Here is a 20,781-nt window from a genome sequence, read left to right on the forward strand (position 1 = left end):
ATTTTGTATTCGATATAAATTAAAAAATTCCTTTATAATTCGACAATATTTTTCTAAACTTGTTAGAAAGTGTTGCCGATTACATTGTATAAACGATTTTGAACCTTTCCTATAGGTCCTTTATCTGCATAAATCGCATATACATACTTGCTATATAAAATTGTATACATTTGCTCATCTGTTACAAATGTATCTCTTAGAAACAATACATATACACCTTTTTACAAGAAGAGTAGCAAGCCACATATACTGTTTGATCTTGAGATCTGTAACTTTTTCATGTTGATCCATATAACAATCAACTCCATTTTGTTCAGTATCTACAATGATCCAATTGCCTTGCTATTTCCTTAAAGGATGAGCATATGATGCGACAAACAAAATTCCGACATGAAATTCCGCTCCAACTTGCACAATTTCAGCCTTCACGGGATATACATCTACACCAACTAATATGTTGTTGATGTTTTGCATATTTCTGTATTCTACATCCCTTCTGTGAATCCTTCCATAATGTGCGTTTTCTTGTATAGATTTTGTCGATTTAACGTAATTACATGTCTTTTTCGTAAATCCTATCCCTAGTTTATTCTGAAAAATTAAAGTCTAAACGTAAAATATAGGTTTTTATCACAATTTTTTATTATAATATATTTTCTTCAACTACGCTACATATCCCTTTATTTTTTCATCTTACATTTCAGGATGACAAACTCACACCTTGAATATACTAAAAGACAAAGGAGTATAAGTATAACCATTACACTACAATCTATTACAAAATCCATAGGTATCATATTTCACACGAGCGAAAAAAGCACATTCACCTTTGGTAAATGTGCTAAAACATTTTTTGGTTTTGCACTGCATTCACAATAATATTTGCTGTTTCTTCAATCGCTTTATTCGATACATCGATTACTTGGCAATTTATTTTACTAATTACTTCCTCAAAGTGATCAATTTCTTCTTGAATACGATTAATATTTGCATATGTTGCTCCATCACTTAATCCAAGTGATTTTAATCGTTCTTTTCGAATATGATTTAACTTATCTGGCGTAATTTTCAAACCGAAACATTTTTCTTTTGCCACTTGATATAGTTCTTCAGGTGGGTCAACTTCTGGCACGAGTGGTACATTCGCAACTTTCAAGCGTTTGTTATGAGCTAAATATTGGGAAAGTGGTGTTTTTGATGTACGCGAAACACCAATCAACACGATATCTGCTTTTAAAATACCTCGTGCATCTCTGCCGTCATCATACTTCACAGCAAACTCAATCGCTTCAATCTTTTTAAAGTATTCTTCATCTAACCTACGGACAACACCTGGCTCATATCTCGGCACTTGCCCCGTAATTTCTTCAATTTGATCAATAAGAGGGCCGATAATATCGTATGCCTCTACCCCTTCTTTTGCAGCCTCTGTTACTAAATACCGGCGCATATCAGGCTTAACTAACGTAAAACATATAAGTGCTTGATTACTCTTAGCAATCGAAATCACTTCTTTTAATGTCCCTGTATCTTCTACATACGGTACACGTCTAATATCAGGAGCAAACGGGAATTGCCCCATTGCTGCTCGAACAACCAAATCAGCCGTTTCCCCTACAGAGTCAGATACGACATATACGATTTTATTATCCATTACATTACCTCACTTTAAACAAATTACACTTATTCGTTATTTACTAAATTTACAAACGCACGTGTAATATTTGTTTTTGTAATTCGCCCAATCACTTCTAAACCTTGTTTCGTATCTTTTACAACTGGCATTGCATCAATCTGTCTTTCTATTAATTCCATCGCAATATCATATAAAGAATCCTCTCTACGACACATCGCAATGTTTGGCATCCTTGTCATGATAATATTAACCGGAAGAGAGGTTAAATCCTGCTTTCCTAAGCTCGCTCTTAATAAATCTTTACGAGACACAACACCAACTAATAGAGTCATCTGATCTACAACGAACAATGTACCAACGTCCTCTAAAAACATCGTACAAATTGCATCGTATACGGAAACATTTTTATCAATTACAACCGGTCTAGATTGATAATCTTGTACTTTAATTTTCTTAACAGCTTCAGATAATAGCTGCCCCCCAGTTTTACCCGTATAAAAATAACCTACGCGTGGACGTGCTTCTAAATAACCAGCCATCGTTAAAATTGCTAAGTCTGGTCTTAGCGTCGCACGTGTTAGACCCAATTGCGCTGCAATTGATTCCCCTGTAATAGGACCGTGATCTTTTACAATCTGAATGATATGTTCTTGCCGTTTATTCAGCTCTATGATAATCACCACCTTTAATGCACAACGAAAAAAGTTATACTATCTCTTAAATATTATATACTAAATATGCTATTCGAAAAAGAAAGTATGTAAAAAGGACCGTATACGGCCCAAAATTATATTTGAAACTTATCAAGTTGTTCTAAAAAACGTCTTGATTTCAAATAAATTCCGCAATATTCATCATAATATGTATTCAATACTAAACGCATTTGTTTTTTTGTGCTATCCTTTACCGATACATTTCCGAGCCTATGTAAATCGAAATGGAAGAAAAGGCGTAATAATTTATGAACAGCTTCTCCTACCGGTATACGATATGGGTCTTGCTCTGCATGACGTGAGCACAGAAAACCGCCTTCCCTTACGGAGAAGGCGACAAAGTCTGTTTCTTGATGACAAATCGCACATGTATCAAAGTACGGGCGCATCCCTAATACCGGAAGCATTTTCGTTTGATAAATTAATGATAATACTTCTGGATCAACACCCTCACACATATAATGCAACGTTTGATATAACATTTCAAATAAATACGGATTATGTTTTTTATCTTCTGTTGCTTTATCAGTTAACTCAACAATAAATGATGCATAAGCAGTTAAAAATATATCCTCGCGAATTTCTTTCATAGTTGAAATAATCTCGCCTTGTTGCAATGTTCCAAGCCCAGATCCCATTTGAATTAGAAAATGGCCATGTGTCATTAATTGCGACACAGATGCTAATCGGCTTTTCGGTTTTTTTGCCCCTCTTGCCATTGCACTTACCTTACCAAGTTCTCTTGAGAATATTGTAACAATTTTGTTCGTTTCTCCGTAATCTGTCGTACGGATAACGATGCCCTCAACTTTTTGAAACATGTTCGTCACCATCCAAGGTTTGAACAAAACGGGTCAAGAAATTGGAGAGTCTAGATGCGCTAGCTCCTCTTCATGTTGATCCATCTCATCGTTTACGTCTTTTTCCATTTCTTTCAAAAGCAAGTACGTTTCAATGCTTCCTGTTTTGGAGAAAAACTTCCAGGTAAAATCTAGCATAAGAATCCACCTTTCTCAATAAGCGTAGCCTATAAACCAATTTCCTTTGTTGTTATTAAATTGACCCATTTTGTCCATTTTCATGTGAGAAAAATTTTTCCTAATTTATCAAAGTTCATAAAAACCAATAATCAGTGGATGAACCAACCATCCACTGATTACAACTTTACTCTATTTTAGTACTCATCCTCGCGGAAACCTAGGTCACGAAGCTGAGACATTTTATTACGCCAATCTTTTTGCACTTTTACCCATACTTCTAAAAATACTTTAGAACCAAGTAGCGCTTCAATATCAAAACGAGCTCGCTTACCAACTTCTTTTAACATTTTCCCTTGTTTTCCGATGATGATTCCTTTTTGTGATGCACGTTCAACAACAATCGTTGCATTTATATAAACTGCCCCGCCCTCACGCTTTTGAATCGCATCGATAACAACAGCCACAGAATGCGGCACTTCTTCACGTGTTAAATGTAGTACTTTCTCACGAATAAGCTCTGCAATAATAAATCTCTCCGGATGATCCGTTACTTGATTCTCTGGATAGTATTGTGGTCCTTCTGGTAAATACTTTTTAATTGTTCCAATTAAAGCGTCCACATTATTACCGTCTAACGCAGAAATTGGTACAATCTCTGCAAATTCATGTAGTTTACGATATTGATCAATTAACTCTAGTAATTGCTCTGGATGAAGTTGGTCAATTTTATTAATGACTAAAAATACTGGTTGTTTCGTTTCTTTTAATTTCTCAATGATGAATTCCTCACCACGACCAAATCCTTCAACTGCATTAACCATAAACAGAACAATATCAACTTCTTTTAATGTCGTTTGCGCCATCTTTACCATGAAGTCGCCTAATTTATGTTTAGGTTTATGTATTCCTGGTGTATCAATGAAAATAACTTGTGCATCATTTTCTGTATATACACCTTGAATTTTATTACGAGTCGTTTGTGGCTTATCACTCATAATAGCAATTTTCTGGCCGATAATACGGTTTAAAAATGTAGATTTTCCAACATTCGGTCTGCCAATAATAGAGACAAAACCTGATTTATAACCTTTTCTATTCATGTAAATCCTCCGCTAAAAATGCTCCTGGTAACAATTCTCCGACTGTCGTCTCTTGAACGTCACCATGTAAGTTTGATAAGTATACTTTCGTATCCTGTTTACATAATTCTACCATAACTTGTCGACATGCTCCACAAGGAGGTACTGGACGCTTTGTATCTGCTACAACCGCAATGGCTACAAATTCGTTATCTCCTTCAGAAACCGCCTTAAATAAAGCTGTTCTTTCAGCACAATTACATAAGCCATATGATGCATTCTCAACATTACATCCACGATACACTTTTCCATCGCGCGTTAATAATGCTGCACCTACTTGAAATTTAGAATATGGTACGTACGCTTGTTTACGCGCTTCGATTGCTTCTAGAATTAATTGTTTACTATTCATATTCCCGCATCCTTCCTGTTCACAGCTATGAAGAGATACACTCTCTCATTAAAGGCCCTTACGGCACTTCCAAAGCTTAATAAAAGCTTCGGAATGCAACTATACCATATACGGTAAAAAGATAATAGCACCAATTATAACAGCTATAATTGCAAACAATAAAACCGCTCCTGCCGCAACATCCTTTGCAATTTTTGCAAACGGATGAATATCGGCAGTCGCTAAATCTACCGTTTTTTCCACAGCCGTATTTACCATCTCTAAACTCATTACACTCCCTATTACAATAAGTAATATCATCCACTCTATTTTCGTAATATGGAAATAAAAGCCGCAGCATATAACAATGACTGCGGCTAAATAATGGATTTTCATATTTCGTTCATGACGAAAACAAAAGAATATACCAGCTATAGCATATCCAAAACTATCTATAAGTTTTCCTTTTTTCATCGTCCTAATCCAAAAGCTTCTAAAATTTCTTTTTGTCTTCCGAACATTTCTTTTTCATCTTCTTCTGTCATGTGATCATAACCAAGTAAATGTAAAAAGCCATGTAACGCCAAAAATCCAAGTTCACGATCGAAAGAATGTCCGTACTCTTCAGCTTGCTCTTTCGCCCTTGGAATAGAGATAATAAGATCCCCTAACATGCGCGGCATCTCTGCACCAACAATCTCCATTTCTCCTTCTCCCATCTCTTCCATGGCAAAGGATATTACATCTGTAGGTTGATCTTTATCTCGGTAATCACGATTAATTTCTCTAATGCGCTCATTATCTACAAATGTCACCGATACCTCCGCACCATCCTCGATATTTTCCATTTGAGCTGCTTTTTCTAACACTTCACGAATTAAACTCATATACTCTTCTTTTACTTCTTCTGTTTCATCAATAAAATCAATTAACAAACTCATTCTTTCTCCTTTTCTTCCGGAGGTTCCGGATATGTAATACGCGAATGGAAAATACCATTTAACGTTTCACACAACGTTTTTCCAACGATTTGTAGTTCCTTAAACGTCAAATCACATTCACTAAATTGACCGTCTTGCAGTCGATCTTTAATAATACTTTGCACCAAATTATTAATTTGTTCTGGCGTTGGGTGATTCATAGAACGTACCGCAGCTTCTACACTATCAGCAATACCAACAATTGCCGATTCTTTCGAAGTTGCTTTTGAACCTGGATAACGGAACATCTCTTCTGTATATTTTTCTTTATCTTCTTTAATAGCTTTATAATAAAAATATTTCAGTAACGTTGTACCGTGATGTTGCCCAGCGATATCAATAATTTCTTGTGGAATATGATATTCTTCGAGCATTCTTACTCCATCCGTTACGTGAGCAATTATAATATCTTTACTTGTTACAGGATCTAATTTATCATGCGGGTTTTCAATTCCCATTTGGTTTTCAATAAAGAATTGCGGTTGTACTGTTTTTCCTACATCATGATAATATGCCCCTACACGCGCTAATACACCATTTGCCCCGACTGCTTCACAAGCAGCCTCAGAAAGATTCGCTACCATTACACTATGATGATATGTCCCTGGCGCTTCTAACAAAATTCTGCGTAAAAGTGGATGATTTGGGCTTGATAATTCCATAAGCTTCATACTTGATACGATTCCAAGTCCACTTTCTAAATATGGTAAAATTCCCATAGCCAAAACGGATGATATAATCCCTGAAAGTGAAGCCATTAATAATTGCGTACCAATTTCAAGAGGCGAAAAATTCCCATTACGTAATAATAAGAGCGCCGCCAATACGACTACATTTAATACAGAAACGAGTATACCAGCCTGTAAAATCATTGTACGACGATTTTTTTCTCGCAAGAAAATACTAACCGATAACGAACTTAACAATACGTAAATCCCTACACTATAATTTAATGTACTCGTTACTCCTTCATTAAACATAATACTTCCGCATACAGAAAAAATCATACTCGTTAAAAAGACAAATCGATCACCAATCATTAGTTTTACAAGTATTGTTCCCATCGCAACTGGGACAACATATGCAATCCCTGCGTATTCAAGTTTTTGAAACAAACTAATGATTTTCATTAAGACGATTGTGATAGACAAAATTGTAATATACGCTAAAACATACGGTCTATCTTCTCTTTTTCTCTTTAAAAATAATTCAAATTGTTTATGCATAAAGTATAGTAACACACCAATGAGTACCGCTAATCCAATATAAGGTTGAAAACCGTTCCCTTTTTCTAACAAACCAACTAATTTCAACTGATTATACACATCACTTGAAATTGTTTCACCTTCTCTAACAAGAACTTGTCCTTGAAGAATATAAACAGGTGGAACTAAATCTTCCTCTGCTTTTCTCTTCTCTTTCGTTAAGATTGGGTCATAAAAATAGTTAGCTGAAATTGCATATCTTCCTAGCGCCTTAATTGATTCTTTTAAACCATTATCAACATTAACACTATTCATCTCACTTACATATCGTTCTTTCGCATCTTTCAATTCGTCCATTTTAATATGCTCAGTCATGATACTATTAATCGCTGTGACCGCAGCATCTTTCGCTAATACTAATTGGCTCGGATCTGCATTAATCAAATTCAGTAAGTTTGAATCAGATAACTCTTTCGTTAAGTCAGCGGGTAGTTTCTTTTTTAACTTGTCCACTTTCTCAGCATCAGTCATCTTTTTTTGATCATCCGGTCCAACAGCTTTAATCTCTTGCACCACTTCATCCACTTTAGCAAAGACGTCATTCACAATATCAACTTTGTTTTGTTTATACTCACTTTTATATGTATATTGATCTTCAACTTTTGTAGCGGCTTCTTTTTTCTTTTTATCCGTTGTAACTTTATCTTCAATTTTTATAGGAGAATGGATTGTCTTTTTCGCAATAGAATACATATTAACATCTAATTGTTCTGGTTTTACATTATTCATAAGCGCAAAAAACAGCACTGCTCCTAACACAACGTAAGAAATCCAACTTAGTTTTTTCGAATGTTGTAAATTACGAAACCACTTAGAAATTTCTTGAGATCTTGACATGATTTCAATACCTTCTCCTCTCCAGAAATAAAGTGAAACTATTTATAGCTTTCATTTCTTCTACCAAACGATACTTTGAGGCAATATTTTATACACTAGTACCAATAGTTTATTTTCCTTATCTTTCATGATAGTAAAAAATATGACGTTCGCCAACCTTATCATACAAAAAGAAATGATCCTGACAAATAGGATCATTCCATTTTATCATATGCCTCAATAATACGTTGCACCAATGGATGTCTCACAACGTCCGTTTGTTCTAATGTAATAAATGACAGACCTGATACACCAGATAAAATATTAGCAGCTATAGATAGCCCTGATTTTACCCCTTTTGGCAAGTCTACTTGTGAAGGGTCCCCTGTAATAACCATTTTAGAACTAAAACCTAATCTTGTTAAAAACATTTTTATTTGAGCACCCGTTGTATTTTGAGCCTCATCTAAAATAACAAATGAATCATCAAGCGTACGCCCCCTCATATAAGCAAGCGGAGCTATTTCAATTACTCCTCGCTCCATCATACGCTGCGTATATTCTTGTCCAAGAATATCATGTAAAGCATCATATAACGGGCGTAAGTATGGATCTACCTTCTCTTTCAAATCCCCTGGTAAAAAACCTAAATTTTCTCCAGCTTCTACAGCAGGTCTTGTTAAAATAATTTTCTTTACATATCCTTGTTTTAAAGCTCTCACAGCCATTACTACAGCTAAATATGTTTTTCCAGTTCCTGCAGGCCCTATCCCAAAGACAATATCATTCTTCTTCATCGCATGAATATATCTTCTTTGCCCCATTGTTTTTACACGAATGGATTTACCTTTTGCAGTCTTGAAAATTTCTTCCTCATATAACTCTTCAAATTGAGCAATTTTCCCTTGTTGTGCAAGCTGAATCGCATACGCAACATCTCTCTCTGAAATTGATATACTTTTACGAATTACAACAAGTAATTGCTGTAAGATTTTTTCTACGAGTGCCACCGTTTCAACTGCCCCAGATACATGAACAGTTTCTCCTCTAGTTACGATCGATACATTCAGTTCTCGTTCAATTACTTTTAAATGCGCATCATTAACTCCAAAAAGAGCGATTGCTTCGTTAGCATTTTCCAATTGTTGGTTCATTTCTACTAATTGTTCTGCCATTACTCAGTCTCCTTGAATATCGGATTCGGATATTGGTTGTGGCTCTGCAATATTTTCAACCACAGTATAATGCAATGTGACTTTTAGTTGATCCGCCTCAACCTCTTTACTCAAAATCTTATCACTTACAATCATAGCATGTTCATCCAATTTTTTCTTTAGTTCTTTTTCGGCCATCTCCTTCGCTACTTTCAGCGCTTGCTTTTCTGTATATTCTCGATTCGCTTCTTCCTCTTCTCTCACAACATCTTTTTCATATGCAATCGGCAGTGTAAAACCAAATAATTTCACATCATGCTTTACACTTTCAGTACGAGAGCGTTTATACTTATCATGCTGAAATCCCCATATTTTTATTTTCGTATCCCCGAATTTAAGAAAATGTTCATTGTATACATTACCAGTATACACTTGGAATTGCGTCTTTAACGGGACATCCACCTTAGATGTATACCACGTTTCGCCATATACAATACCTTTCGCTGAAACAATCGTCGGACTTTCCTCATTACCATATATTCCCGATACGAGAATCTGTCCTTTTTCTACATGATCATTTTTCAGTACAACCGGCTTTCCAACTTCTACAAACGTTTTTGTAATAATCGCTTCTTTTTTTGCTACTAAATTTTGCGGCCTTTGTTCCTTTTCTTTCTTCGGTTCGTTTTTTTCAACAATTTTAAAATGATAAGTCGTTCCCCTTACTTCTAGTCCCGCCCAAGTAATGGCATTAATATTATCTGTCAAATGGCGTTGTACATCTTCTACATTCGGCATTTGAAATTGTAGTTTCCCTTTTTTAATACCCATTTTATCCAATTCTTTCATCAATATATATTCTGTTTCAGGTTTAGCTCCTGTAATTTCAATTTTCCAAACCATATTTGACATTGCAATCACACCAAAAAAGAAAATTAAAAAACCAATTAAAAATCCACTGTTTTTAATTAAACGTTTATTCCAAAAAGGAAAACCATAACGTCCAATAAAATATAATTTACATTCATTTTTTCTATAAATTGGTTTTATTTTTTTCACATCGCGTAACAACATACAAAAAACTAACGTTTCATCAGCTATCTTTTTAACATCCCAAACTAATAAATTCCTCCGTACACATTCATTAACAAACCGTTCCGCTCCTCTACCTTCAATTCGCACTTTTACATATCCAAGCCACTTTATAAACCATTTATTTTTCATTTATCATCTTCACTACCTTTCTAAAAGTAGATATACTACTTTTATTTGAAGCATTAAAATAGCTCGTACTAAAATAAAACAGAGTAAAACTGTAATCAGTCTCTATCAACGGAACTTTTACAGGATAAAGAAGAAAAACTTCACAAATGGAAGTTTCACTTCAATCACCTTTTTTTTCATTTTCTAAAAATGTTACTTGCTCAATTATCCCCTCGAGTAAAAGCTCTTCTGGAAGAATCGTTTTAATAACAAAGGATTGTCCTTTAATTAATAATTGACCGTGTTTTAAAAGCAATCGCACTTCTTTATCTGAAAACACTAATAACCCCCGATGATTTTCTATATAAATATGTATTTGCCCAACAAGAGTAATCCGAGGTAGATCCATTAATACATCCACTGGTAGGTCTACTTGTTTTGTCAACCAATTTTTCATTTGTTCTAATTTCTTCATCTCGAAAGACCCCCTCTCATCCCATATATATGTATTTCTTCACAAGTGCCTATCGTGTTATAACGACTTCACTAACATAACTATATTCTGCAAGAGTTCATATCATGTTAATTAAAACAGTCGCTATATGAAATCATATTTGTCAGGACAATGATGGATCAGAGGATGTTATCTTTAATAATAGAAGTATTAATACAAGAATATGCGCCCCTACAGGATATCAGTACAAGTTACATTAAGAAATTGAGCCTAGCGAGAAGTGGGAAACTTGAAAAAACCTGTTACAATTCGTTCTGGACGTGACATACTGACCATAGAATAAGTAGTTGTCATTTATTGGACAACTGAGATAAAGTAAAACTATAATCAATCCTCACCAATCGGGCTACCCGTTAATGCGGGATAAAATCAAAAAAAGAAAATTTCTTCAATCTGAATGTTACGTTGTAAGTAAGAATATTTTATAGATGGTTGTTATATGAATTTCAAAAAATATTAGGGTTCATTAAAAAATGAATTAATAAATGAGGAAATACGAAAGGAAATCGGCTTTGGTCAAGAAATTTTGAATGTTATAAAACAAGTTACCGACAGTAATATCCAGCCATTTTATGCAACTGATGCAAAATCTAAAATAGTTAGAATCTCTTTCGTTACCTTTGAGGATTATGCTGAAGAGCAAGCTATAAAACTTCAATCTGAGTTTCAGAAGGCTCGGTACTTAGCTTTTATTCGCGAAAGAAGTTTTAGTCAAGGAAGTAAGAATAGGTGTAGAATCGGAATTATACAAGGAAATAATAAATTGAAACTTTAACTAGAGGGGTTTTTATCACTTACAGAAACGCTTTTTAAGCAATATAGCGTTTCTCCTTAATAAGAACAATAAAAAAACGTCTCATACGAAATGAGACGTTTTTTTATGCTAATAGCTGGATAACCAGCTTATTCACAAGTGATCCGTCTGTTTTACCTTTTACTTTCGGCATAACAGCAGTCATCACCTTACCCATATCTGCTTTAGAAGTCGCACCAACTTCAGAAATAACTTGCTTGATTACATCAACTAGTTCTTCTTCAGTTAATTGCTCTGGCAAATATGCGCTTAAAATCTGAATTTCACTTTGCAGTTTATTAACAAGGTCTTCACGACCAGCTTTTTTAAATTCAAGGAGGGAGTCCTTATACTGTTTTACTTCACGAGCTAAAACTGTTATTTCCTCTTCTTCAGTAAGAGTATGTTGCAGTTTAATACCTTCATTTTGTAAAGCAGCCTTAACCATACGAATAACGGTTAATTTTTCTTTTTGTTTATTCTTCATCGCTTGTTTCATATCATCGTTTAAACGACCGAGAAGACTCATAACTTACACCCTCTCTTAGAATTTACGCTTTCTTGCCGCTTCAGATTTCTTCTTACGTTTTACACTTGGTTTTTCATAAAACTCGCGCTTTCTTGCTTCAGCAAGTGTACCAGTTTTAGAAACCGATCTTTTAAAACGGCGAAGTGCATCCTCCAAAGACTCGTTTTTACGAACGACTGTTTTTGACATTCTCTTTCCCTCCCTCCGAAACATCACACTTACATACTAACTTCAGCATGCAAAAAGAAACACTTCTTCAGCATGTCTTTTACGATTATAATACATTTTATCACTTCAGGTCAACTATTTGGCAGAATAAAAGAAGAATAGAAGCATTTCCTTTTCAAAAGTTATGCAAATAACTAGTATCCTTCACTGATGAAGACAACTATATTTTTATCATTTCATCTTTTTTCATACAGGGATGCATGAAACGCCTCCCCACCTTCTATTACTTAACCGCTTCAAATAAAGAAAGCATGCAAACCGTTTCCGGTTGCACGCTCTTTTTATGCGCTAGCTGATTCTTTTTTCACATCATCTTCAAGAACACGAACAAATTGCGCTTCGTTATATGGATAACCAGCTTTCGTAATTTTCACTTTCACTAGCTTACCAATTAATTCTTCTGATCCTTCAAATACAATTTTCAAGTAGTTATCTGTATAACCTACATATAACCCTTCACGGTCGCCCTCTTTAAATTGCTCTTCCGGAATGATTTCAAGCACTTCACCTTCAAACGCTGATGCGTACTCTTTCGCTAATTGATTAGATAGCTCAATTAAACGATGAACACGATCGTTCTTCACATCTTCAGGAACTTGATCTTCCATGCGCGCTGCAGGTGTTCCTGTACGTTTTGAGTAAGGGAACACATGTAACTCAGAGAAGCGGTTCTCTTTAATGAAATTGTATGTTTCCATGAATTCTTCTTCTGTTTCACCTGGGAAACCAACGATTACGTCAGATGTAATCGCAAGGCCTGGTAACGCTTCTTTCAAACGATCTAAACGCTCTTGGAAGAATTCCATCGTATATTTACGACGCATACGTTTTAATACAGTATTAGAGCCAGATTGCAACGGAATATGCAAGTGGCGTACAACTACTTCAGATTTATCTAACACTTCAATTACTTCATCTGAAATTTGACTCGCTTCAATAGAAGAAATACGAAGACGTTTTAATCCGCCTACTTCCGCTTCCATATCACGAAGTAATCCAGCTAAGTTATAATCTTTTATGTCTTCGCCGTATCCACCTGTATGAATACCCGTTAATACGATTTCTTTATAGCCTGCATCCACTAATTGTTGCGCTTGTTTAATAACTTCTTTTCCATCACGAGAACGCATTAAACCGCGCGCCCAAGGAATGATACAGAATGTACAGAAGTTATTGCAACCCTCTTGTATTTTTAAAGACGCACGTGTACGATCCGTGAAATAAGGTACATCAAGTTCTTCGTACACACGTGTTTTCATAATATTGCGGACAGCATTAATTGGTTGACGCTCTTTACGGAATTCTTCGATGTAACCTAACATCTTTTCACGATCCTGTGTACCAACTACAATATCCACACCCGGGATCGCCATAATTTCAGCTGGAGATGTTTGTGCATAACATCCCGTTACACAAATAACTGCATCTGGATTTTGACGCACAGCACGTCTGATTACTTGACGGCTTTTTTTGTCCCCAGTATTCGTTACTGTACATGTGTTAATAACATATACATCAGCTTTCTTTTCATATTCTGTTCTTTCATAACCACCTTGTTTAAACAATTGCCAAATGGCTTCTGTTTCATAGTGGTTTACTTTACAACCTAACGTATGGAACGCAACAGTTGACATTGATCATCACCCCATCAATTCAAAATGATACGAAGCAGCACTTAACGCGTATAACGGCGCCGTTTCTGTTCTTAAAATTCTTGGTCCTAAACTACATGGTACAAATTTATGTTCACGAAGCGCTGTAATCTCTTCCTCAGCTAAACCGCCTTCTGGGCCAAATACAATCAATAGCTTTTGACCTGGTTTCATTGTCGTTAAAGCTTTCGCAAAATTAGATTTCTCGCCTTGTTTTGCTTCCTCTTCGTAAGCAACAAGACAAGCATCATACTCACCACTCATTGAAAGCAATTGCTTAAATGATGCTGGAGCATGTACTTCTGGAATTTCACTTCTATGTGATTGTTCCGCAGCTTCTTTCACAATTTTTCTTAAACGCTCAACTTTTTTATCAGCTTTTTTCGCATCCCATTTTACGATAGAGCGAGATGCTTGAAATGGTAAGAATGCAGCTGCCCCAAGCTCAGTTCCTTTTTGAAAAATTAACTCTAGCTTGTCTCCTTTTGGCAGTCCACTTGCAATCGTCACGAAAACAGGAAGTTCACTTGACGCCTCTACCCATTCTACAATAGCCGTATTAATAAATTCACTGGTAATTTCATCAATTGAACATACTGCTGTTTTTCCATTTACACAGCAATAAATATGATCACCAGCTGACATACGCATCACTCTTGCGATATGATGTACGTCATCACCTACAATGCGAATACTTGTCTCATTTACATATTTCTCTTCTACAAAATAACGTTGCATATAATCACCTTAGTAGAGTTTCGTTCCTTTCGTAAGTCAACACTTACGAAAAGAACGAAACGTTATCATTTTTCATATAACAAACGGCAAGTCCCTCACCTTATAGTGAGAGACTCCCCTTTTCATTATAGACTAAAATCTATATTACGCATTTCGTGCAATAATTGCTACCCAATCTTCCATTCGTAACACTTCTTCAATTGTAAATCCAGCTTTTTCTAGCGCCTCAGAAATTACTTTTTCCTTCGCAGCAATAATGCCCGATGTAATAAATAATCCACCTGACTTCACAACTCTTGCTGCATCTTCAGGGAATAATAGAATAATTTCTGCTAATAAGTTAGCTACGATTAAATCAACAGGACCTTCAATACCTTCTAAAAGACTATTTTGTCCAACAGACACGATATCATCTGTTTTATTTAAACGTACATTCATTTCTGCACTTTCAACCGCAACCGGATCTAAATCATACGCTTGAACAGAAGACGCACCTAATTTTGCTGCTGCAATACTAAGTACACCAGAACCTGTTCCTACATCAATAATAGCGTCACCTGGCTGTACTGTTTTTTCTAAAGCACGGATACACATCGTTGTTGTTGGATGAGTTCCTGTACCAAACGCCATACCCGGGTCTAATTCAATGATTTTTTCATCAGGAGAAGATGGTGTATATTCTTCCCAAGTCGGTACGATTGTGAATGTATCAGAAATTTGTACTGGATGGTAATATTTTTTCCAAGCAGTAGCCCAATCTTCTTCATTGACTTCGTTAACGGTAATATTTCCAGTACCAATTTCGATGTCGTAAGATGGAAGCACATCAATAGATGATTTTACACCTGCAATCGTTTCATGTAAAGAATCGGTTTGCGGGAAATATGCTTTTATTAATACACCTTCCGCCGGATATTCATCTGGATTCAATGCATAAATTTCACCATATTGTTGCTCGCGCTCTTTCGTTAACTCCGCTGGATCCTCAATCGCAACTCCGCTAGCACCAGCTTCATGTAAAATATGAGAGACAGCTTCTACTGCTTCTTCTGTTGTATGAATACTAATTTCTGACCATTTCACAATTTACCAACTCCATTTTTTATTTCCATTATTCCCCTTTGAAAGCACGTTTAAGCTTTCCGAATAAACTATCATCCTGCTCTTCTTGTCCTGCAAATTCACGTAATAAATCTTTTTGCTGTGAAGTTAATTTCGTCGGTACAACAACACGAACGACTACATATTGATCTCCTTGACCGTATCCACGTACGTTCGGAGCACCTTTTCCTTTTAAGCGGAACTCTGTTCCAGTTTGTGTTCCTGCTGGGATTTTCAGCTTCACTTTACCATGAACAGTAGGGACTTCCACTTCAGCACCAAGTGCCATTTGTGCAAATGTTAATGGCATTTCGCAAATAATGTGGTCTCCTTCACGCTCGAAGAATTCATGATTTCTTACATGAACAACAACATATAAGTCTCCTGCTGGTCCGCCATTTACGCCGGCTTCACCTTTTCCAGACACACGAATTTGTTGACCATTATCAATACCCGCTGGAATTTTAACATTAATTTTTTTACGTTTACGAACTTTACCTGAACCGTGACATGTCGTACATTTTTCTTTAATAATTTGTCCAGTTCCTGAACAATGACCACAAGCTTGACGGTTTACGATACGACCAAACGGTGTGTTTTGTTCAACACTCACTTGACCAGAACCTGAACAATGTTTACATGTTTCTTTTGAAGTTCCTGGTTTTGCTCCACTACCTTTACAAGTATCACATGGATCTTCTACCGGAATTTCCACATTTAATTCCTTACCAAAAATAGCTTCTTCAAAATCTAAAGTGACTTGATATTGTAAGTCAGCGCCTTGGCGCGGAGCATTTGGATCACGACGTCTGCCGCCGCCACCGCCAAAGAAAGAACTAAATATATCTTCAAAACCGAAGCCACCGCCGAAGTCTCCTCCGCCGCCAAATCCACCGAATCCTTGATTTGCACCAGCATGACCAAATTGATCGTACTGCGCACGCTTTTGATCATCACTTAACACTTCGTATGCTTCTTGTACTTCTTTAAACTTTTCAATTGCATTTTCTTCTTTGCTTACGTCTGGATGGTATTTTTTAGCCAAACGACGATACGCTTTTTTTATTTCATCTGTTGAAGCGCCCTTGCTAAGTCCAAGGACCTCATAATAGTCTCGTTTACTCATAAATTTACAACCCCCGAATCTTTCACATAAACGTAATTTTAACACCGAAAGAAAGTGCTTTGCAACAAAGTTTCCTCACTTACAGTATGCAAAGCGAAAAACTTAAGATCCTCACACATCGCTTCTCATTCGTGAAAAAAGCCAAAGTCAAGGCACGCTTGACTTTGACTTTTTGTCATCTTACTTATTATGTTTACAGTTGAATTACTTGTCTTCTTTTACTTCTTCAAACTCAGCATCAACTACATTGTCTTTCTTCGCGCCAGCGTCTTGTGCACCTTGCGCACCTTCTGCTTGACCAGCAGCTGCTTGAGCTTGCTCGTATAATTTAACAGTTAATTGTTGTACGATTTCTTGTAAAGCATCTTTTTTCGCACGAATTTCTTCAAGCTCGTTTTTCTCGATTGCAGCTTGTAATGCTTCTTTCGCTTCTGTTGCTTTTGCAACTTCAGCTGCATCTACTTTACCTTCTAAATCTTTTACAACTTTGTCTGTTTGGAATACAAGTTGGTCAGCTTCATTACGAAGTTCAACTTCTTCCTTACGTTTTTGGTCAGCGTCAGCATTTGCTTCCGCTTCTTGTACCATACGTTCTACTTCTTCATCAGAAAGACCTGAAGAAGATTGGATTGTAATAGCTTGCTCTTTGCTTGTTCCTAAGTCTTTCGCACGTACGTTAACGATACCGTTCGCATCAATATCGAATGTTACTTCGATTTGTGGAATACCACGTGGTGCTGGTGGAAGGTCAGTTAATTGGAAACGACCTAACGTTTTGTTGTCAGCTGACATCGGACGCTCACCTTGTAATACGTGAATGTCTACTGCTGGTTGATTATCAGCAGCTGTCGAGAATACTTGTGACTTACTTGTTGGAATTGTAGTGTTACGCTCGATTAATTTCGTGAACACGCCACCCATAGTTTCAATACCTAAAGAAAGTGGAGTTACGTCTAATAATAGAACGCCTTCTACATCACCAGTAAGTACGCCACCTTGAACTGCAGCACCTAATGCTACAACTTCATCAGGGTTTACACCTTTATATGGCTCTTTACCAGTTTCACGTTTAATAGCTTCTTGTACAGCTGGGATACGAGTAGATCCACCAACAAGAATAACTTTATCTAATTCGCTTGGAGCAAAACCAGCGTCTTTTAATGCACGACGAGTTGGCTCTAATGTTCTTTCAACAAGACCTGCTGAAAGCTCTTCGAATTTCGCTCTTGTTAACGTTAATTCTAAGTGTAATGGACCAGCAGCTCCAGCACTAATGAATGGTAATGAAATTTGAGTTTGTGTTACACCAGAAAGATCTTTTTTCGCTTTTTCAGCTGCATCTTTCAAGCGTTGAAGCGCCATTTTATCTTGGCTTAAATCAATGTTATTTTCTTTTTTGAACTCAGCTACTAAGTGATCGATGATAACTTGGTCAAAGTCATCGCCACCAAGACGGTTGTCACCAGCAGTTGAAATAACTTCGAATGTGCCGTCTGCTAACTCAAGGATAGATACGTCAAATGTACCGCCACCTAAGTCATATACTAAGATTTTTTGTTCTTCGTCTTGTTTTTCTAAACCGTAAGCAAGTGCTGCTGCTGTTGGCTCGTTAATGATACGCTCAACTTCTAAACCAGCGATACGACCAGCATCTTTCGTTGCTTGACGCTCTGCATCGTTGAAGTATGCAGGTACTGTAATAACAGCTTTCGTTACTGTTTCACCTAAGTATGCTTCAGCAGAAGCTTTTAAATTTTGTAAAATGATTGCAGAAATTTCTTGAGGTGTATAATCTTTACCTTCAACTTCTACTTTGTAGTCTGTACCCATATGACGTTTAACAGACATGATTGTATTTGGGTTTGTAATTGCTTGGCGCTTTGCAACTTCCCCAACTTGACGTTCTTCATTTTTGAAAGCTACAACAGAAGGTGTTGTACGGTTCCCTTCTGGATTTGGGATAACCTTTGGTTCTCCACCTTCCATAACAGCTACACAAGAGTTTGTTGTACCTAAGTCAATACCGATAATTTTACTCATGGCGAATCCTCCTAGTTTTATGTAAATTATTGATTTACTTTTACCATTGATGGGCGAATCACACGGTCTTTTAATTTATAACCTTTTTGGAATTCTTCCACAACCGCGTTTGATTCAAATTCACTATCTTCCACTTGCATAATAGCTTGGTGTTCATTAGGATCAAACTGTTTACCAACAGCTTCAATCACTTCCACACCTTCTTTAGTCAGCGCTTCTAACAATTGACGATGCACCATCTCCATACCTTGTAACAATGATTTCGTTTGCTCATCAGTCGCTTCCACTTGCATTGCTCTTTCAAAATTATCAAGAGCTGGCAAGATGTCTGAAACTAGACTTTGTGCTCTATATTTTTCAGCAGCCTGTTTATCCATTTGGACACGGCGCTTATAATTTTCAAAATCAGCTTGTAGACGTAATGTGCGACCTTCCGTTTCCGTTAGTTTCGCTTGTAACTCATCTACTTTTTCTTGTAAAAGAGCAGCCTCACTTTTTTCTTCTACAGTTTCTTCACTGTTTTCTGGCGTGACAGCTTCTTCAACTTGCGCTTCTTTTACTTCTTCTACCACTTGTTCGTTACGCTCTTCCACAATATTCACCTCCTTAAAAGGTATTAGGTATCATGCATAGCATGATTACCTAAGCATTATATATTACACACAGCAATGAAAATTTCATCACTTGAGCGAATGTATTACTCTCATTTACTTTTTAAGCCCATCAGTAAATTGTCTCGTAAATAACTGTAACAAACTAATTACACGAGAATATTGCATTCTCGTAGGACCTAAAATAGCAATTGTTCCAAGTTGCTCTTCGCCGATTGAATATGTTGCAGAAATTAAACTACAATCCTCCATAGCCGTCGAAGAGTTTTCCCTACCAATTTTCACTTGAATCCCGACTTGTTTATGACGCAAAATGTCATAAAATTCGGCTTCATTATCAATCATGGTAAGTAAAGATCTAACTTTTTGAATGTCATGGAACTCTGGCTGCGAAAGCATATTTGCTTTTCCTCCAAAGTATATCTTTTCCGATAACGGAACTTGAAATGTACCATCCAACATTTTTATTGCACTATCGTAATTATGAACATACCCACGTAAAACTGTAACAATTTCCTTAAAGATTTTATTATGAAGTTCTTCCATCGGTACGCCAGATAGCTTTTCATTTAAAATATTAACCATTTTTTCTAAATCTGATAAATCAACAGATTCCGGAACGGTAATCGTTTTACTTTGTACATGCCCTGTATCGGTTACAATAATAGCGACTGCAGTTTGACGATCAAGCGGCACAATTTGTACATTTTTAAGTTTATTTGTACTTAACTTCGGTCCAAGAACAATTGCCGTATAATTCGTAAGTTCTGATAAAATTTGAGCAGATTGCTGTGCAATTTTTTCCGCTTCAAAAATTCTTTCAGCAAATAAATCTTTAATTTGTACAATTTCAGCGTTCGGTAAGTTTTGCGGCGCTAAAAGATGGTCTACATAAAATCGGTAGCCTTTCTCAGAAGGAACACGTCCAGAAGAACTGTGCGTTTTTTCAATAAAGCCTAATTCTTCTAAGTCCGCCATTTCATTTCGAATAGTAGCTGAACTAAATGTGATTTCATCTTTTTTAGCCAACGTTCTAGACCCAACGGGCTGCGCTGATCCAATAAAGTCATCAATAATTGTTTGTAAAATTAAGAGCTGACGTTCCGTAAGCATCTCATCATCACCTCTGTTAGCACTCTTTGTCTTTGAGTGCTAAATCTATTAATAACTTACCAAAATTGACATTCAATTGTCAACGGAAACGTCACGAAATAATGAAACTTTTTCACGCC

The 20,781-nt window shown here is 36.3% G+C and carries 23 protein-coding genes; all 23 read right to left on the bottom strand.

All coding sequences use genetic code 11. The features are described 5' to 3' along the window. Positions 1-62 precede the first annotated feature (62 nt). Positions 63-206, bottom strand: a complete 144-nt coding sequence (locus MR107_RS09790) for a hypothetical protein (RefSeq protein WP_000479733.1) — start codon at positions 204-206, stop codon at positions 63-65. Between the two features lie 136 nt (positions 207-342). After that, positions 343-474, bottom strand: a complete 132-nt coding sequence (locus MR107_RS31360) for a hypothetical protein (protein ID WP_002024806.1) — start codon at positions 472-474, stop codon at positions 343-345. A gap of 367 nt (positions 475-841) precedes the next feature. Further along, a complete protein-coding gene (locus tag MR107_RS09795; RefSeq protein ID WP_242263878.1) occupies positions 842-1,654 on the bottom strand; it encodes a pyruvate, water dikinase regulatory protein in 813 nt (270 codons plus the stop codon). 29 nt (positions 1,655-1,683) lie between these two features. After that, the gene (locus MR107_RS09800; RefSeq protein ID WP_000583756.1) at positions 1,684-2,316 is read right to left on the bottom strand and encodes a transcriptional regulator CcpN; all 633 of its coding nucleotides are present in this window, start codon (positions 2,314-2,316) and stop codon (positions 1,684-1,686) included. Between the two features lie 107 nt (positions 2,317-2,423). Beyond that, on the bottom strand, positions 2,424-3,170 hold the full coding sequence (recO, locus tag MR107_RS09805; protein WP_000487009.1) for a DNA repair protein RecO: 747 nt from the start codon (positions 3,168-3,170) through the stop codon (positions 2,424-2,426). Between the two features lie 33 nt (positions 3,171-3,203). Further along, complete coding sequence (locus MR107_RS09810) at positions 3,204-3,347, bottom strand: YqzL family protein (protein ID WP_000883924.1); 144 nt, start codon at positions 3,345-3,347, stop codon at positions 3,204-3,206. Positions 3,348-3,523: 176 nt separating this feature from the next. After that, on the bottom strand, positions 3,524-4,429 hold the full coding sequence (gene era, locus MR107_RS09815) for a GTPase Era (protein WP_001080230.1): 906 nt from the start codon (positions 4,427-4,429) through the stop codon (positions 3,524-3,526). Next, the gene (locus MR107_RS09820) at positions 4,422-4,820 is read right to left on the bottom strand and encodes a cytidine deaminase (protein WP_001086283.1); all 399 of its coding nucleotides are present in this window, start codon (positions 4,818-4,820) and stop codon (positions 4,422-4,424) included. Before MR107_RS09820 ends, era begins: the two co-directional genes overlap by 8 nt. 99 nt (positions 4,821-4,919) lie before the next feature. Then, positions 4,920-5,273, bottom strand: coding sequence for a diacylglycerol kinase family protein (locus tag MR107_RS09825; protein ID WP_000715464.1), 354 nt, complete (start codon positions 5,271-5,273; stop codon positions 4,920-4,922). Beyond that, positions 5,270-5,740, bottom strand: coding sequence for an rRNA maturation RNase YbeY (gene ybeY / locus MR107_RS09830; protein WP_000054684.1), 471 nt, complete (start codon positions 5,738-5,740; stop codon positions 5,270-5,272). Before ybeY ends, MR107_RS09825 begins: the two co-directional genes overlap by 4 nt. After that, positions 5,737-7,881: an HD family phosphohydrolase gene (locus tag MR107_RS09835; protein ID WP_226368603.1), complete on the bottom strand. Its 2,145-nt coding sequence runs from the start codon at positions 7,879-7,881 to the stop codon at positions 5,737-5,739. Before MR107_RS09835 ends, ybeY begins: the two co-directional genes overlap by 4 nt. A 194-nt stretch (positions 7,882-8,075) precedes the next feature. Then, positions 8,076-9,035, bottom strand: a complete 960-nt coding sequence (locus MR107_RS09840) for a PhoH family protein (protein WP_000840501.1) — start codon at positions 9,033-9,035, stop codon at positions 8,076-8,078. A 3-nt stretch (positions 9,036-9,038) separates the two neighbouring features. Continuing rightward, positions 9,039-10,238: a sporulation protein YqfD gene (gene yqfD, locus MR107_RS09845; RefSeq protein WP_000792498.1), complete on the bottom strand. Its 1,200-nt coding sequence runs from the start codon at positions 10,236-10,238 to the stop codon at positions 9,039-9,041. 160 nt (positions 10,239-10,398) lie between these two features. Beyond that, positions 10,399-10,692, bottom strand: coding sequence for a sporulation protein YqfC (gene yqfC / locus MR107_RS09850; RefSeq protein WP_000732269.1), 294 nt, complete (start codon positions 10,690-10,692; stop codon positions 10,399-10,401). A gap of 917 nt (positions 10,693-11,609) precedes the next feature. After that, positions 11,610-12,053 carry a GatB/YqeY domain-containing protein gene (locus MR107_RS09855; protein WP_000054562.1) on the bottom strand — a complete coding sequence of 148 codons (444 nt, stop codon included), beginning with the start codon at positions 12,051-12,053 and terminating at the stop codon, positions 11,610-11,612. A gap of 15 nt (positions 12,054-12,068) precedes the next feature. Next, positions 12,069-12,242, bottom strand: a complete 174-nt coding sequence (gene rpsU, locus MR107_RS09860) for a 30S ribosomal protein S21 (RefSeq protein ID WP_000048061.1) — start codon at positions 12,240-12,242, stop codon at positions 12,069-12,071. A gap of 320 nt (positions 12,243-12,562) precedes the next feature. Beyond that, positions 12,563-13,915, bottom strand: a complete 1,353-nt coding sequence (gene mtaB / locus MR107_RS09865; RefSeq protein WP_000108680.1) for a tRNA (N(6)-L-threonylcarbamoyladenosine(37)-C(2))-methylthiotransferase MtaB — start codon at positions 13,913-13,915, stop codon at positions 12,563-12,565. A 6-nt stretch (positions 13,916-13,921) separates the two neighbouring features. Next, complete coding sequence (locus tag MR107_RS09870) at positions 13,922-14,671, bottom strand: 16S rRNA (uracil(1498)-N(3))-methyltransferase (RefSeq protein ID WP_001190154.1); 750 nt, start codon at positions 14,669-14,671, stop codon at positions 13,922-13,924. 144 nt (positions 14,672-14,815) lie between these two features. After that, positions 14,816-15,754 (bottom strand): 50S ribosomal protein L11 methyltransferase, encoded by a 939-nt coding sequence (gene prmA, locus MR107_RS09875; protein ID WP_000872097.1) that lies wholly within the window; start codon positions 15,752-15,754, stop codon positions 14,816-14,818. A gap of 28 nt (positions 15,755-15,782) precedes the next feature. Beyond that, entirely contained in the window at positions 15,783-16,898 is a 1,116-nt protein-coding gene (gene dnaJ / locus MR107_RS09880; RefSeq protein WP_000043946.1) for a chaperone protein DnaJ, read from the bottom strand. A 204-nt stretch (positions 16,899-17,102) separates the two neighbouring features. Continuing rightward, the gene (gene dnaK, locus MR107_RS09885) at positions 17,103-18,938 is read right to left on the bottom strand and encodes a chaperone protein DnaK (protein WP_000034700.1); all 1,836 of its coding nucleotides are present in this window, start codon (positions 18,936-18,938) and stop codon (positions 17,103-17,105) included. Between the two features lie 26 nt (positions 18,939-18,964). Further along, a complete protein-coding gene (gene grpE, locus MR107_RS09890) occupies positions 18,965-19,531 on the bottom strand; it encodes a nucleotide exchange factor GrpE (protein WP_000392711.1) in 567 nt (188 codons plus the stop codon). Positions 19,532-19,645: 114 nt separating this feature from the next. Beyond that, complete coding sequence (hrcA, locus tag MR107_RS09895) at positions 19,646-20,662, bottom strand: heat-inducible transcriptional repressor HrcA (RefSeq protein ID WP_000954941.1); 1,017 nt, start codon at positions 20,660-20,662, stop codon at positions 19,646-19,648. Positions 20,663-20,781 lie beyond the last annotated feature (119 nt).

Source organism: Bacillus cereus group sp. BfR-BA-01441, from assembly GCF_022663075.1.
Lineage (GTDB): Bacteria > Bacillota > Bacilli > Bacillales > Bacillaceae_G > Bacillus_A > Bacillus_A cereus.